This window comes from Algoriphagus hitonicola (assembly GCF_900113375.1).
GTDB classification, from domain to species: domain Bacteria; phylum Bacteroidota; class Bacteroidia; order Cytophagales; family Cyclobacteriaceae; genus Algoriphagus; species Algoriphagus hitonicola.
Genome location: NZ_FOPC01000012.1, coordinates 92697 through 108535 on the forward strand (window position 1 = coordinate 92697; position 15839 = coordinate 108535).

12 protein-coding genes are annotated in these 15839 nt (G+C 42.4%); 7 read left to right on the forward strand and 5 right to left on the reverse strand.

Going from position 1 to position 15839, the window contains the following annotated elements:
• Nucleotides 1-122 precede the first annotated feature (122 nt).
• On the forward strand, nt 123-1493 hold the full coding sequence (locus tag BM043_RS15640; protein WP_092793344.1) for a Gfo/Idh/MocA family protein: 1371 nt from the start codon (nt 123-125) through the stop codon (nt 1491-1493).
• 391 nt (nt 1494-1884) lie between these two features.
• On the opposite strand, the gene BM043_RS15650 is transcribed toward BM043_RS15640, so the two are convergent.
• Nucleotides 1885-2109 (reverse strand): addiction module component CHP02574 family protein, encoded by a 225-nt coding sequence (locus BM043_RS15650; RefSeq protein WP_092793346.1) that lies wholly within the window; start codon nt 2107-2109, stop codon nt 1885-1887.
• Between the two features lie 37 nt (nt 2110-2146).
• On the reverse strand, nt 2147-3103 hold the full coding sequence (locus tag BM043_RS15655) for a carbon-nitrogen hydrolase family protein (protein ID WP_092793348.1): 957 nt from the start codon (nt 3101-3103) through the stop codon (nt 2147-2149).
• Nucleotides 3104-3224: 121 nt separating this feature from the next.
• On the opposite strand from BM043_RS15655, the gene BM043_RS15660 reads away from it, so the two are divergent.
• The 3 genes from BM043_RS15660 to BM043_RS15665 all read left to right on the forward strand — a co-directional run bounded on the left by BM043_RS15660 (nt 3225) and on the right by BM043_RS15665 (nt 5913).
• Nucleotides 3225-4334 carry an endo-1,4-beta-xylanase gene (locus BM043_RS15660; protein WP_092793350.1) on the forward strand — a complete coding sequence of 370 codons (1110 nt, stop codon included), beginning with the start codon at nt 3225-3227 and terminating at the stop codon, nt 4332-4334.
• A gap of 116 nt (nt 4335-4450) precedes the next feature.
• Nucleotides 4451-4693, forward strand: coding sequence for a hypothetical protein (locus tag BM043_RS19555; RefSeq protein WP_177188498.1), 243 nt, complete (start codon nt 4451-4453; stop codon nt 4691-4693).
• A gap of 50 nt (nt 4694-4743) precedes the next feature.
• Nucleotides 4744-5913 carry a 6-bladed beta-propeller gene (locus BM043_RS15665; protein WP_177188499.1) on the forward strand — a complete coding sequence of 390 codons (1170 nt, stop codon included), beginning with the start codon at nt 4744-4746 and terminating at the stop codon, nt 5911-5913.
• Nucleotides 5914-5968: 55 nt separating this feature from the next.
• On the opposite strand, the gene BM043_RS15670 is transcribed toward BM043_RS15665, so the two are convergent.
• From BM043_RS15670 to BM043_RS15680, 3 genes are all read right to left on the reverse strand, one after another.
• The gene (locus BM043_RS15670; protein WP_092793354.1) at nt 5969-6829 is read right to left on the reverse strand and encodes an ROK family protein; all 861 of its coding nucleotides are present in this window, start codon (nt 6827-6829) and stop codon (nt 5969-5971) included.
• A 93-nt stretch (nt 6830-6922) separates the two neighbouring features.
• Nucleotides 6923-9250, reverse strand: a complete 2328-nt coding sequence (locus tag BM043_RS15675) for a PIG-L family deacetylase (RefSeq protein ID WP_092793355.1) — start codon at nt 9248-9250, stop codon at nt 6923-6925.
• Nucleotides 9251-9490: 240 nt separating this feature from the next.
• Complete coding sequence (locus BM043_RS15680; protein WP_092793357.1) at nt 9491-10945, reverse strand: DUF294 nucleotidyltransferase-like domain-containing protein; 1455 nt, start codon at nt 10943-10945, stop codon at nt 9491-9493.
• Between the two features lie 102 nt (nt 10946-11047).
• On the opposite strand from BM043_RS15680, the gene gndA reads away from it, so the two are divergent.
• From gndA to BM043_RS15695, 3 genes are all read left to right on the forward strand, one after another.
• Nucleotides 11048-12943 carry an NADP-dependent phosphogluconate dehydrogenase gene (gene gndA / locus BM043_RS15685; RefSeq protein WP_092793359.1) on the forward strand — a complete coding sequence of 632 codons (1896 nt, stop codon included), beginning with the start codon at nt 11048-11050 and terminating at the stop codon, nt 12941-12943.
• Nucleotides 12944-13057: 114 nt separating this feature from the next.
• Nucleotides 13058-14425, forward strand: coding sequence for an amidohydrolase family protein (locus BM043_RS15690; RefSeq protein WP_092793360.1), 1368 nt, complete (start codon nt 13058-13060; stop codon nt 14423-14425).
• A gap of 258 nt (nt 14426-14683) precedes the next feature.
• Complete coding sequence (locus tag BM043_RS15695; RefSeq protein ID WP_092793362.1) at nt 14684-15826, forward strand: aldose epimerase family protein; 1143 nt, start codon at nt 14684-14686, stop codon at nt 15824-15826.
• Nucleotides 15827-15839 lie beyond the last annotated feature (13 nt).

Here is a 15839-nt window from a genome sequence, read left to right on the forward strand (position 1 = left end):
GCAATTGTGGGTATTATTTTGAATTCTTTGAAATACTCCGAAAATCGTTTCCGTAATTTCTTTTCCACTTTTTTAGCTGAATTCATTATCTTGATAGTCAAACCTTTTAAACCCAAAAAACCATGAATTCAAAAGAAGCTCAATCCCGCAGAGATTTTATTGCGCTTTCTGGAAGCCTTTTGGCCGGTAGTTTTTTCATTCATCCGGTAGCTGAAGCAATTTCGATTTTTGACAAACCTGGACAAAAAATGAAAGTTGCCCTGATCGGAACTGGGATTCGAGGGACGACTATGTTTGGTCGTGATGTAGTTCGTAATTATTCCGAGGAAGTGGAGTTTGTGGGGATTTCTGATATCAATGAGGGTCGGTTAAACTATGCCAAGGAATTCATCGGAGCAGATAGTCCATTGTATGTAGATGGGCATAAAATGATTCAGGAATCCGGCGCGGATGTACTGATCGTCACCACCATGGACAGCACTCACCATGAGTATATCATTGCGGGACTAAAAGCGGGGATGAATGTGATTTCCGAAAAACCGATGACGACTGATGAAATGAAGTGTCAGGCCATCTTGGATGCAGAGCGGGAAAGTGGAAAAAAACTCATTGTGACCTTCAACTATCGCTATTCTCCTCATCGGCAGCGATTATTTGAACTCTTGCGAGCAGGTGAAATCGGCGATTTGACTTCAGTGGATTTTCACTGGTATTTAGATGTGTATCATGGTGCTGATTATTTCCGGCGCTGGCATCGCAAAAAAGAATACGGGGGCACGCTGTTAGTTCATAAGTCCACCCATCATTTTGATTTGCTCAACTGGTGGATCGATTCGGATCCGGAGGAAGTTTTCGCCCATGGGGAGTTGGAGTTTTATGGGAAAAACGGTCCCTTCCGAGCCAAAAACTGTCGCGAATGTCCCCATACTTCCAACTGTGATTTTTACTGGGATATCACAAAAAATGAGCATTTAAAAAAGCTCTACGTGGACAATCGGGAATACGATGGCTACGATCGTGACGGCTGTGTATTTCGGGAAGACGTGGATATATATGATAAAATGGCCGTGCAAATCAAATACAAAAATAAAGTTCAGGTTAGCTATTCTTTGACAACTTATTCGCCATACGAGGGCTATCGGATTGCATTTAACGGAACCAAAGGCCGACTCGAAGCTTGGATCAAAGAGCGCCAACCTTGGGAGGAAGCTAGAGAAGATGTCATTCACCTGACTCGTAATTTTGGAGAGCGGGAAGAAATCATCATTCCTCACGGCGGAGGCGGACATGGAGGCGGAGATACGCGATTGAAAGACAAATTATTCAAAGATCCTGAGATGGCGGATCCTTGGCGTCAATCTGCAGGAAGTCGGGATGGGGCCATGTCGATCTTGGTGGGCGTAGCCGCCCGAAATAGTATTGAGCAGGGGAAAATGATTAAAATATCCGATTTGACGGATATCGAATTGATGAAAACCGGAAGAGGGGCTTAAAAGATCGGACCCGATTATTTATAAACGAGAAGGGGTAAAAATAAAAATTTTAGAAAAAATCTTTATTCAAGAAAATCAGCCTATTCAAGTCGCTTTTTGGTTTGGTACTGATCTCTCCTTTGATGCACAATAGCTACAATCACGATAGTAGAAGTGAGATCTTCTATGTAGAAATGGATATGGAATGGGAATCTATTCGGTTGAGATACTCTGACATTTCTATATCAAACAGCATAAGCGTAAGGAGATTTTAGAATTTTTTGTAGAGCTTTTTCAATTTCAAAAGCAAATTTTTTTTCTAAACCTAATTTCTGCTCTTGGTACCAACTCTTGGCATTTTGGATATCATTTAGGACTTCATCAAGATATAAAAGCTTGAATTCCAATATGCTTATTTCTTTAATTCCTCAATAAGTTCCTGTCCAGCTTTCAAGCTTTTAGGGTCATTTTTTATTTTTTCTAAACGTTGATCGATTAAGTCCTTTTCCCATTGGCTTAATTCCTGATCGGCGATCTCAATTTCAGGGTAGATTTGCTTGATGGCTATCCAATCTTCGAACGGTATAAATACACCTGTATCTTTTCCTTTACTGTCTTTTACTATCTGTAGCTTCATAATTAAAATTAAGAAATCCCTTTACGATTTGCAATGGTTAAGAATCTTTGAGCTTAATTGAGTTCTGCCTCTCCCGATTGACCTGAAGCTGAAGTACATCCGGTCGGGAATAGTGGCCGACGGGATCAAAGTTCTGTCGCTCTTCCAAGACTCGATTGAAATTCAACGTTTCGATTAAAATTCCTTCTTTATCCGCGATCGGTTCCAAAATCCATTTTCCATCCGGACCTGCAATGCAGCTGCCGCCATCCCCGATTATCTCCGGAAAATTTTCTAAAATGTATTCTAAATGCGGGGTGTCTGACGGGAAATCGGTTTTTCTCATCAGACTGGAAACTGAAATCACAAATGACCGACTCTCCTGAGCTATCATTCGGGTGATCAGCTCAGTATTTCTCACCGATCCCGGCCATACGGCAACATGAAGATTCTCCCCCAACCCGTAAAGTGCTGTTCGGGCAAGCGGCATCCAGTTTTCCCAGCAATTTAATCCGCCCACGGTAAAAGCTTTTAGTGGATGAACCCTCAGTCCATTTCCATCTCCGGGCGACCAAACCAATCGCTCGTCGTAAGTTGGCTGAAGTTTGCGGTGAACCGACTGGATTTCACCTTTTGGATCGATATAAACCAAGGTGCAGTACAAACTGTGTCCCCCACGATCAGTAGGTCGCTCGATGATCCCAAGGTAGATTGCAATGCTTTTTTCTTTGGCTAGCTGCTGGATTTCTTTCAGATCTCCTTTTTCGATCTGTATGGCTTGACTGGCGTAATGGGCAAAAATTTCCTTTTGGACTTTGTCATCCCAAGCGCTGGCATGGGTGACCGAAAGCCACCAAGGATAGCCAGGAAGAAACCCTTCTCCAAAAATCACCAATTCCGCACCCTTTTCCGCAGCTTCATTAATTCGATCCTTAGCCAGCTGGAGAGTGGCGGATTTATTGGCCCAAACAGAGGGGATTTGTACCAGAGCTATGGTCAATTGGTTTGGATTCATGGTTGAATAGATTTGCGGGATAGGATTGTCAGCTCAAATTAAGGAAAGGTCCTTTAATCAAAAAATATAGGGATTGAAGCCATGTCTTTTTATCTTTAAGCAAACCTATAAAACCCTAAAGATGAACCATTCTAGATTTTTAATAGCCGTAATTTTCCTCGGGACAATAGCCTGCCAAACTCCGGGGGAGCGGGGACTAAAAGATGAATTTCAGCCTGACTTTTATATCGGGGCGGCAGTCAATGCACGGCAAGTTGATGGGAGTATGGCTTCAGCTGATTCGCTGCTGGATCTTCATTTCAATTCACTGACTTCCGAAAATGGACTCAAATGGAGCAATGTACATCCTCAGGAGGACGAATTTGACTTTGAGTTTGGGGATAATTATGTGAAAAAAGGGGAGGAAATGGATGCATTTATCGTTGGGCATACCTTGGTTTGGCATCAGCAGGTCCCCGATTGGGTATTTCGGGACCAAGAGGGATCTTTTCTTTCCAAAGAGGCATTACAAGACCGAATGGAGAATCATATCGACACTGTCGTCAGGAGATATAAAGGCCGAATTGATGGATGGGATGTGGTCAATGAGGCCTTTGAGGATGACGGGACTTGGCGTAAAACGCATTGGTACATGCTCATGGGCGAGGAATATATTGCTCAGGCATTTACCAAAGCGCAAAAAGTGGACCCTGATGCTGAATTGTATTACAATGATTATAATGTTTGGAAGCCGGAAAAACGGCGGGCAATCTTGAAAATGGCTCAAAATCTCCGGAGTCAGGGAATTCGAATCGATGGGATTGGGATGCAGGGGCATTACCGACTTGATTTCCCAAGCCTGGATCAGATTGAAACAGCCATTGAGGAAATTCATCAGGCGGGTTTTCAGGTTATGATCACCGAGCTTGATGTAGATGTTTTACCGAGACCCAGTGATTTTGATGGGGCGGATTTAGAGATTTCCTATGCGGATTCACCCGAATGGAATCCTTATGCCGATTCTATTCCTGCTGAGGTGCATGATAAGTTAGTTGACCGCTATGCCTCACTTTTTGGGCTATTCAAAAAGCATTCAGACAAAATCAGCCGGGTGACTTTTTGGGGATTACATGACGGCAGCACTTGGCTGAATAACTGGCCGGTCCGAGGCCGCAGAAATTATCCTTTACTTTTTGATCGGGAGATGAGGTTGAAGTGGAATACTGCATTATTCATAAAAAAAAACCGATAATTTCAACTTAGTAATACATCAAAGGTTAAAGAAAAAACAAAAATATATTGCTTTTTTCTTTCTTTCTTTCTTTCTTTCTTTATAATGTAAATTAGTTTAAACCAAATTAACATTGTATGAAAAAGTTATTTGTTGGATCCTTTAGCCTCTTTTTAGGGTTACTATTTTTATGTGGTACCCTTACACTAAACCAGCCTGCCCAAGGTCAGATTTTAACATGTCCCGAATATACCGAACACTTTAAGCCTGAACCGCAAATTAAATGGTGCAATGGATATTTTGCGACTTGGGAAATATGTGTTTATGCCTGGGGGGAACTTTGTCCTTGTATGTCAGAAGAAGAGCCAGAATGTCAATAATTAAGATTGTGCGAATCCTTCATTTGAGGGATTCGCTAAATTTTAAATCAATGAGTAAAAATTTAATTTTATTTCTAGTTGTACTAAATTTTTCTTGCAATAGAGTTGAAAAATTTGAAAATAGTAGCTTAGAGGAAATCGAAATAGATTTAAGCGAAACTATCGATTTAAGATTTACCGATTTTTTTGATACTACTTTAATTGTGCCATTGGAGGTGACAGAAAATTCCCTTCTAGGAGAAGCGACAAAAGTGATCACCACAGAGAGCTTTATCTTTGTCTTGGATAGACATGTTTCTGAATCACTTTACATTTTTGACTATCAAGGTAAATTAATTAATTTTTTTTCTGGGACAGGAAATGGACCTGAAGAATTCTTGAGAGTTACCAATTTTTACCTTTCCAAGGATTCAGATATTGTTTTTATCCAAGATAGTTCATTGTCTAAAATTTTGGCATTCAATTTTGATGGAGAATTGATTTTTGAAAAGAAATTTGACTTTAGAGAGTCTTTTAATGATATGATTCCATATGAGGATGGGTATCTCATTTTGAAACCTTCGCTTGATAATCTTTCAATTGAATTAGAATATTTAGATCAGAATTTAGATTTCGTGGAAACACCACTTGAATTTATTGAGAATGATTTTTTATTAGAGGCGGGATCAAAGTTTCAGTTTTTTTATCCTGGGTCTGATGGTGATTTATTTTTTAAGGAAACTTTATCCAGTAATCTTTATTTACTAAACTCTGGAGAATATCAGGTCTTCTCGTTAGAATTCCCTGAAGATCGCATTTTTTCTCTATCAAATTTACCTTGGGATGACTCAAAGCCTTCAATTCACATGGTAAAACTTTTTCAGGAGATAAGATTTAATAATTTTTTAAACCTTGGGGATCAGGTTTTGGATTTAGGAGATCTTGTTTTTGTAAATTTTTATGAGGGGGGAAGGCTTGGTCTTTTAGCTTTTGATAAAGTAGAAAATAAAGCAAGAATTGTCTCCAGCTTTAAAAATGATATGGATGGTGTTATTGAAAATCTCCCCGCAATTTTCCCAACGAACTTTCAGGCAAATCAAATGATTATCAACTTGTCGCCTACCGAAATTTATTCATCCATAGAAATGAGAAAAGGAATAAATCCCTACCAAGATTATCTCACGGAGATTTTACCAAGTTTGGAAGAAAATCCTGTTCTATTTATTTATAGGAAGAAATAAAAAAACGACCCAAATCATAGGTCGTCTTTTTGAATCTACTAAACCAACTTTATTCTTAACTATTCACTGTTTCTTCTTCGATTTCGACCAAGGCCACGGCTCCATGAATGGCTGTTTCGTCTAGCTCGGAGAGCAAAATCTGGAAATTTTCTAATACCGTAGGATAGGCAAAAGTAGATAGGGTATGTTCAAGAGAAGCTTTGAAAAGGGGGAAGGATTTCCGGATTGATCCGCCTAGAATAATGGCTTCAGGAGCTAGGGTGTATAAAATGTGCTTGAACAATTCTCCAAGATGATGACCAAATTCATCAAATGCCTTTTGGGCGACCAAATCCCCAGCCATGGCCCGTTTTGCCAAGGCTTTGGGTTTGCTTTGATAGTAATTTAGAAAGAATTTTCCGCTGCAATAGTGTTCAAAATTGTGTTCCAAATAAGGCACGCTGCACCATTCCCCCGCCGCTGAATTTACTCCTGAATAGAGATGGCCATTGATAACGATCCCACCTCCCAAGCCCGTGCCCAAGGTGATCCCGATCATGTTTTTGAATTTTCGGCCTACTCCAAATTTATGTACGCCCAAGGCAAAGCAGTTGGCGTCGTTATTTATAAATACAGGCCGGGCAAACCGTTCGGTCAAGAACTTGCCCAATTCTACATGCTGAAAAGCAGGAATATTGGATAGACCAAGGACGATCCCTTCCTCTACATTGACCAGTCCAGGGATTCCCACTCCGATTCCTGCGGGATCATATTCTAGGTACGATTCGATAAAAACCGCAATGGTTTCCAAAATATGTTCTTTGTCCTCATGGGCCGGTGTAGGAATGGACCGGATATCCTCCAAATGGCCTTTGATCAGCACACCACCTTTGATGCCGGTGCCTCCGATGTCAATTCCCAAAATGGCCTTTTCCATTCGTTTAGGTTATGTTGGTTGATAATTAGGTTTGAGTCAAAAATCGGTTCAGTTTTTAAGACTTCTCCGTGTTTTTGAAAAAAGGAAAGGCTTTTAGAGCATTCCCTCGATAGATTTTTCCAGTTCTCTGGCAGTTGCCAAAAACTCATCCACGTTCATATCCCGGAAGAAAATCAATCCATGGCTGGAGCGAACTTTGGCGCGCTCGTGAAGATAGAAGTAGTTTTTGCCCAGCAAAAGCTGAATGTCATTTAATTGTCCGACCCAGGTTCGTTTGGCCACGGTACTAAACTTGCCATTGTGCGAATAGCTTGGGAAAGAAGCATTGACCTGACTTAGGTAGCAGTTGGCAAAAGAGTCCTCCATGACCGACATGTCTCCGAGAGAAACGGGTACAATCACATTGGCTTCATGCGGCTCAAATTTGAACCAGACGTTTCGATAACCAATAATTCGCAGCTCGCTCGTGTCATGCTCCTCGCTCCATTGACGTACCGCTTCGGCAGTAGCCTGAAGTACTTTGTAATGGGTGTCGGGTCCTGAACCTTCCGGATCGAGCGTTAAGCTAATCTTTGTAGGTTTAATTTTTCGGAACATTTCCACGATCGGTTCCACATCCCGTTTTTTGTCCGGTTGCTCAGTGAAAATATCCCCGGTGTAAAAGCCCAAGCGCAGGTGATGCACATTTTTTACCTGTACGCCAAAGTGGGCCCAAACCAATTCCTCCTCAAACTCCCGGATCATTCCTTTCAGTTTCTGGATTTTAGCCGGATTTTTCTCCCCGTCATAACTTCTTCGCAGGATACTGATCACATCATTAATCGTTTCGCGAAGCTGGGTTTTGTTTTTGATTTCATATACGATCACCAAGGCACGCACCACGCGATGACAAAGGCCACGTTTTCGCGCATCGGCATTTTCAGAAGCCACATTGGTCAGGTAATGATAGACGTCTTTGTCAGTTTTGAGGCTGTAGCCAACGGCAAAGAAATCCTCATAATTGACCATTTGGATTTTGTTCTCATCCAAAAGTTTTTTGGTATGCTGAAGAGTTTCAATGACGAAAGTGTTGGTCACTGCCGTAAATCCAGAGGTGAGCACACTGAAGTGGGCTTCGTTTGATGGTTCGCTGAGTTGGTTGGTGATATGGGGCAAAATTCCCAGCGATATATCATCGTGATGTGGACCGGTATGAAGTAGCACTTCATTTCGCTCAGGCTCTAGGCCTTTGGCTAGCTTGGAATCCACACTTTGGATCACTTTGCTCACGGTATCTTCAGAAAGATCCGGAATGAGTTTGCAATAGCGATCATTTTTCAAGTCATCGAGTTTGAGGCGATGACCGTATTTGTTGAGTTTTTTGCAAAGATCAATAACTGCCCGCTCGGTTTTTTCGAAGGTCCATTCCCCTTTTTGGTAATAGGAATCCATCGAATCGGTCAGTTTTACCGCAGCGCCTTTGGTGAGGTAGAATCTACCGTTTTTCAGCTTTTGAAGGACCGTGGCAGGATAGACATTATTGAGTGAGGTTTCTAGTGAATCTTTTACGATTCCAGCTTTGGCCTCTCCTGCCGCAATAATGATGGCCACGGCATCGGGATTGTACACGATAGTGTCCAGACCAATGGTAATGACGAGTCGGTTGGCCGAAACTTCGATTCCGCCTAGATCTCCGGCGGCTACAGCCTGAGTTTCAAAATTGGTCTCCGTCAGTCTAGTTACCGAGTAAATGTGCGACCCGCGGGTATTGAAAGCAATGTGGCCATCCGGACCGATTCCTCCGAGGAAGAAACCGATTCCGCCCAGATCACGGATTTTCTTCTCATAATCGGCACACCATTGATCGATTTTGTAGATGGAGTCTTGCTGGAGCTTTTCGAGCTCATTTTGTGGCTCTCGGAAGCGGAGTGAAAGGTCCACTTTCAGATCCGGGAAGATTTCGCTGTAATGTTTGCCTTCGGCCAAAGGAATTTCATCCGAATTGATCAGGATGGCTTTTTCTTTGGATAAGCCAAATCCCTGCAAATAAAACTTATTGACGTAGTCGTAAAAGCTATTGTGCTGCTGGGAGGAAATCGGGTAAAACTCATCAATCTGCACAAAAGTCAAATCTTTGAGCACCGGTTTTTTGGTCGATCCCAGCCCGTATTTTTCACGGATTTCTTTTCCTTTTTTACTGTCCCAGTTTTCGAGTAGATATTGAGTCCATTTGATAAAAAACTCCGGTGTCTTTCCTGTCGGCAAGCTGATCACTCCCTCCGGATTTGCGGAAGCCCATTCGAGGAATCTACAAGCGGTGAGGAGCCCCAGCTTAGGAAAATTATCCACCATAAGATAGGGGATTTTTGTGCTGATTTTTTCAACACCGGATTCCTGAAGGAAATTTTTCTCGACTTCCGAAAGCGGATACTTACTGAGCATACTGGTTAGACAGATTAAGGTTTGTAAGATGTGTTGTCATTTGTGCTAAAGCCAAATAAAAAGAATCAGGAAATCGGTTGCCTTCAATATTTTGTCCTTCAATTGGATTATTGATGAAATTATCTATTGAATTGGGCCTTCCTTTTTGCAATTTATTTGTTTTAACAAAATTAAAAAACTTTGGCTAATAAAAAACAACTTTTATAAAAAATTTAATAAAGTCGGTTCAGTCTGTAAAATTTATAGACTTCTGGTAAAGGTCAATTTGATTCGTGCCTGGAAATCCCTAATAACTTTAAAAATCTCAGTTAAGGTGACGGATTGTACTTTGGTGAGGTTTGAAAGTTTGAGGTAATTTTTGGGTTTACTTTTTTCGGTCAATATCAGTTGAGATTGGTTTTCAAGTCGAAGCGACATCAAGTAATTAAAAGCATGCAATAGTTCTTGGCTTTCGGGCTCGGAGAAGACTCCTTTTTGTCGCAAAATTTCAATTCGCTTTGCGGTGTTGGGTTCGAAAATTTGACATTTGAGTGCATAAACCCGCGCTAAATCTACAATAGGACGCATGATTTGTTTGATGTTGATTTGTTTTTCCCCGTCGATTTTTTCGCTTTTGATATTTCTGAAAAAGGTCAAAGGAGGCTCGTATTGGAGTGCATTGTAGCCCAGATTCATAAAAAATCGCTCAGAAGCCTTTTCGAGTAGCTTTCCCATGTGGGATTGCAAATCCTCAAGAAGCTCACTTTCTCCATATATCGCCCGACAGTCAAAAAAGGTGGTATAATTCATGGCCGTTTCCTGTGAGGCATCAGAAATCCATTGCTCATAGTTTCGCTTCCAGTGGGAGAGCGAATGCGTCCATTTGGGATTCATGGCCATCAATTCCCCTTCGCAAAAGACGATACCGATTTGATCTAATGCGGTCGATACCCGCGTGGCAAAATCGAGAAAATAGGCCCTAACGATCTCTCGCTGTTCGTTGGCTTTGTCTTCATAAATGATCGCATTGTCCTGATCGGTTTTCAGGGTGAGTTCGCCTCTTCCTTCACTGCCTAGGACAAAAAAGACGAATTTTGCCGGAGCAGGACCAATCTCTTTGATTACCCGCTCAATGACGCGTTGGGTGATCGTATCCGCAACGGTGGTAATGATTTGATTGACAATCGTTGCCTTCATCCCACGGCTCAGAAGTAGGTGAATGATTTCGGGCATTCGTTCCCATTTGCTTCGGAGTTCGGGGATTTGTCGGGCTTCTTTGACCGATTGAATAAACATAAAAGGACCTTGGCTTTGCTCAGTCAAGACTTTGGTTCGGCTGATCCAGCCTACAAATTGCTCGTTTTCCTTGACCAAAAGGTAGCGGGATTTAGTCCGAAACATTAGCATCAATGCCTCGACTAAACTGGCATCCGGATGAATAGATACCATGTCAAATTCCATGATTTGGGAGACCGGGGACTGGGGCGAAAGCCCTTTGGCCAAGACTTGATCCCGAAGGGTGATATCAGTGATATATCCTTGAATTTGCTGAGCGGATTCCCCGATAAATAAACAACTTACCTGCTCTCGGGCCATACGCACCGCGCAGGATTGGATGGAGGCATTAGGCTTTTCTAGCCGTAAATTCCGAAAATGCAGATCATTGACCTTTTTAGAATAAAATTGGTCCGATATGAAAGAAGTCTCTTTGTTCATCCGGTCTAAATTACAGAATCTTACAATTTTCTAATGCGATTTTTTCATTCCCCTAGCAGAGTATATCTTTAAAATCTCATCCTATTCTAACCCAGCTTAACCATGCTAATCATAGTCACCGGCGTATCCGGTACCGGAAAAACTACTTTGGGTACGGGCCTTTCCCAGCAGTTTCATCTTCCATTTTTTGATGCAGATGATTTTCACCCAGCCGAAAATATTGCAAAAATGAGTCAGGGAATGCCCCTGAATGATGATGATCGCCAACCTTGGCTTTTGTCTCTAGCCAAAAAGCTTGAAGAGTCTGAAAAAACCGGTGGAGCGGTTTTAGCTTGCTCTGCACTCAAGGAATCCTATCGGCAGATGCTCAAGGTATCTGAAAATTTGCGTTGGGTTCATTTAATCGGTAAGCGGGATTTGATCTGGTCGCGGATGCTGGCGCGAAAAAATCACTACATGAAAGCCGAAATGCTGGATTCCCAATTGGCCACTTGGGAGGATCCAAGCTATGGTTTTCAGCTTTCGATTGATCAATCCCCGGAAATTATGCTTTCAGAAGCGGTCCGGTATATTCAATCAAATCCATTGGCAATGAAAATGGGTGTGATCGGAATGGGAGTAATGGGGAAAAGTTTGGCGCTGAATCTGGCTGAAAAGGGAGTACCTGTTTCACTTTATAATCGCTTTGTCGAAGGAAAAGAGGAGGGAATTGCCAACAAGGTGCTGGAAGAAAATCCTGATTTTGCCAATATGCTGGCATTTGAAAATTTGGACGCTTTTTTGGATTCTCTGGAAAGACCTAGAAAAATCCTGATGATGATCCCAGCAGGAGCAGCGATAGACCATCAGTTGGATACCCTTTTGCCAAAAATTGAAGAAGGAGATTTGATCATCGATGGGGGAAATTCCTTTTACAAAGATTCTGAGCGAAGAGTCCAAAGATTACATGAGGCGGGAATGCATTTTCTTCCCATGGGTGTGTCAGGAGGAGAGGAAGGTGCTCGTAAAGGCCCGTCAATCATGCCCGGAGGAAATGCGGAAGGTTATGCGATGGTGGCCGATTTTTTAGGGAGAATATCCGCCAAAGATAAAAATGATAAACCCTGCGTCACCTATGTCGGGCCGGGAGGATCGGGACATTTTATCAAAATGGTGCATAACTCTATCGAATATGGTGAGATGCAGGTTTTGGCGGAATTGACCCATTTGCTTCGATTTGGTTTTGGGTGTACTCCGGAAGAAGTTTCGGCGATTTATTCGGATTGGAATAAAGGTGATTTGAAATCTTATCTGCTGGAGATTACCGCTGATATTTTAGTATTCAAGGAAAATGGTGAATTGGTTCTGGATCAAATCCTCGATCAAGCCGGTCAAAAAGGGACGGGAGGTTGGTCGCTGACCACTGCACTGGAGTATGGTGTGCCGTATAGTCCCTTGGCTGAAGCCGTAAATGCTCGAGGGGTTTCAGGGGAAAAGTCGATGAGGATGGTGCTTTCCGAAGTCTTTCAGCATAAATTTCTTCCCGTTACAGATAAACTGGATGCTTGGCTTCCCAAAATCAAGCAAGCTTATTGCTTGGCTCGAATTATCAATCATGAAGTGGGTTTTCGATTAATGAAAACAGTCTCAGAGGAAAAAAAATGGGAACTTAATTTTTATGAAATCGCAAGGATTTGGACGAATGGTTGCATTATCCGATCAGGTTTGATGGAAAATATCTCAGAACACTATTCGGATTCTTTTTTTGAAATGAAAGGAATCAAAGATTCAGTGATTTCGGACAGGGCAGCATTGGCCGAGCTAGTTGGGTTGGGAATTTCACATGGTTTTGCCATGCCGGTGATGAGTGCAGGGATCAATTACCTCTTGGGAAGAATTACCTCCGATTCCAGTGCTTCCATGATTCAGGCGCAGCGCGATTATTTTGGTGCCCACACCTATCAGCGAAAAGATGATCCAAGAGGGGAATATTATCACACGCAGTGGAATTTAGAATAAATCGGAAGTGCTTTTCTGCTTCTGATTTTTTTATTCCAATCAAAAAATTCCACCACCGGATTGGTTTCGAACCATGAAAGGACGAAATTCAGTGCAAACCCAATATCACCTGCTATGCGATTCACATTAACACCTCTTTTGTTGGCCATCTTTTCTGCATTGGCCGTACAGGCTCAGGATCTTTTGGTGACCAATGTCCATGTAGTCAGCATGGAAAATGATCAGGTTCTCAAAGATCAAGCGATTTATGTTTCCGAAGGTAAAATTCAAAAAATCATCCCACTTACGGCTCAGACTCCCCGAATGAGTGCCGATCAGGTGATCGACGGAAATGGTGCTTATGTTTTCCCCGGCCTTGCTGAGTTTCATGCACATCTCCCTGTAGCAGATGATGGGAGCACGCAGCTTCAGGAAGAATCCATGTGGTTGTATTTAGCCAATGGCGTTTTGCGAATTCGGAGTATGCTGGGACATCCTTCACATTTGGATCTGAGGAGTAGAGTACAATCCGGCGAAACGGAAGGGCCTCGAGTATTTATTTCTGGGCCTTCCTTCAATGCCAATTCGGTCTCTAGTCCGGAACAAGCCGCTCAAATGGTGCGAGATCAGAAAGATGCCGGATACGATCACCTAAAAATCCATCCCGGAGTGGAACTGGATGAAATGTGGGAAATCGCAAACACAGCAAAGGAAGTTGGGATTCCATTTGGAGGCCATGTCCCTTTGGCAGTGGGAATCGAAAATGCCTTGGGATCAGGATTTAAATCCATCGAACACTTAGACGGATACATGGAGGGACTTTTGCCGGAAGATTTTGAAATTGATCCAACTACTTCCGGGCCGTTTAATTTGAAGTTGGTGGATAAAGTTGAAATGGAAAAGATATCCGCTTTGATCCAAAAAACACTCGACCAAAGTACCTACATGGCACCGACGTTAACCTTGTTTGATCGGTATTTTGGCTATGTGCCTGCGGACGAATTCCGTATGGCTCCTGAAATGAAATACCTTCCCGGTCCCTTGATTCAGCAGTGGGTCAACAGCAAAAAGCAGTTGGAACGGGCAGGAATGCTGGATAGAGAGTTTGTTGAGCCGTACTTGGCTTTCAGAAATCAGCTATTTATGGAGCTACACCGTGCAGGCGTACCGATGATTATGGCTTCGGATTCGCCTCAGGTATTTAATGTTCCGGGTTTTTCGATTCATCATGAGATCGAGTTGATGTCAAAAGCAGGAATGTCCAATTATGAGATTTTGAAAACAGGTTCGGTTGAGCCAGCTAACTACATGAATGCGGAAGCTGACTGGGGAATGATCAAGGAAGGAATGCTGGCTGACTTTGTGATGGTCACTGATAATCCACTGGAAAACCTAAAAACCATGCAAAAACCACTCGGTGTGATGATGGAGGGGAAATGGTATGATCAGGTCCGGTTACAAGCTGAACTTGATAGGATCGAAAAAAATCACGAACGGAAATAAGGTGTTTCTTTATGCTGTGAGTGATGACACTCACAGTGGCTAAGGGAAAAGCTTCAAGAAGAACTTGATCGGGTCGAAAAAAATCAGGAACGGAAATAACGTGAATTCCTTAATGCAGTGAGTGACGACACTCACATCGGCAGAAGGGGGAAATCTCAAAGTGGCTTAACTAATAAATAATTGTAAGTTTGATAGTTGAATTTTGAAGAATCCCTTTTCTATTTCTAGAAATTCCAAGCTCAAAACAAACCCATACCTATGAAAATCAATTCAATTATTACCACAGGTTTATTGCTTTTTCTGGCGATGGCCTGTTCTCAAAAACCACCTCAAGAAAAAGAAACGATTAAAGAAGAAATCAAACTTATGATTAAAGCAGAAAAAGTAACGGAGCATCAAGGCAAATCTGTGTCAAAATATGTATTGGACAATGGAACCATGCAGGTGGAGCTCACCAATTATGGAGGAGTGATTTCCAAAATCATCACTCCGGACAAAGATGGAAATCAAGAGAATATTACCTTGACCTTTGATACCGTGGAAGAGTTTTTGACCAAAGAGAATCCATTTTTTGGGGCAACTGCAGGCCGTGTGGCTAACCGGATCGCTAAAGGAGAATTTGAATTGGATGGTAAAACCTACACTTTGGCTCAAAACAACGGCGAGAATCACCTGCATGGAGGAGTGGAAGGCTTCAATAAAAAAGTGTGGGATGCGGAGCATTACTCAGATGATAAAGTGGTCGGGGTAAAAATGACCTATACGAGTCCCGATGGAGAAGAAGGTTATCCCGGAACATTGCAGACTACGCAGTGGATCGAGTTGACTTCAGATAACAGGCTACGAATCCGCTTTGAAGCAACTACAGATCAAAAAACGATAGTCAATCTGACCAATCATACCTACTTCAATCTTGGAGGAGCAAAACGCGACGCCTTGGATCATGAGTTTCAGTTTTGGGCAGATGCCTATACACCAATTGACGAGGGCTTGATTCCAACAGGTGAAGTAAAAGACGTCACTGGAACACCATTCGATTTCCGCACACCAAAAATTCTAGGTGATCAGATCACTGCTCATGGGGAAGGTTTTGATCATAATATGGTGATGAAAACAGAGAAATCAGAGGAGATGATCCATTTTGCCAAGGTTAGGCATCCCGAATCCGGCCGGGTGATGGACATGTATTCCGATAATATGGGTGTACAGTTTTATACGGGAAATTTTCTTGCGGACTTTGCTGGTGCGGATGGCAAAACCTATGACAAACATTGGGGCTTCTGTCTCGAATCCCAAAACTGGCCCGACGCCATTAATCATGACAATTTCCCCAGTCCGATCCTAAATCCTGGAGAGAAATACGAGCATCGGATTGAATATCGATTCTCGGTGGAGGAGTAAAAAATAAAAGCCT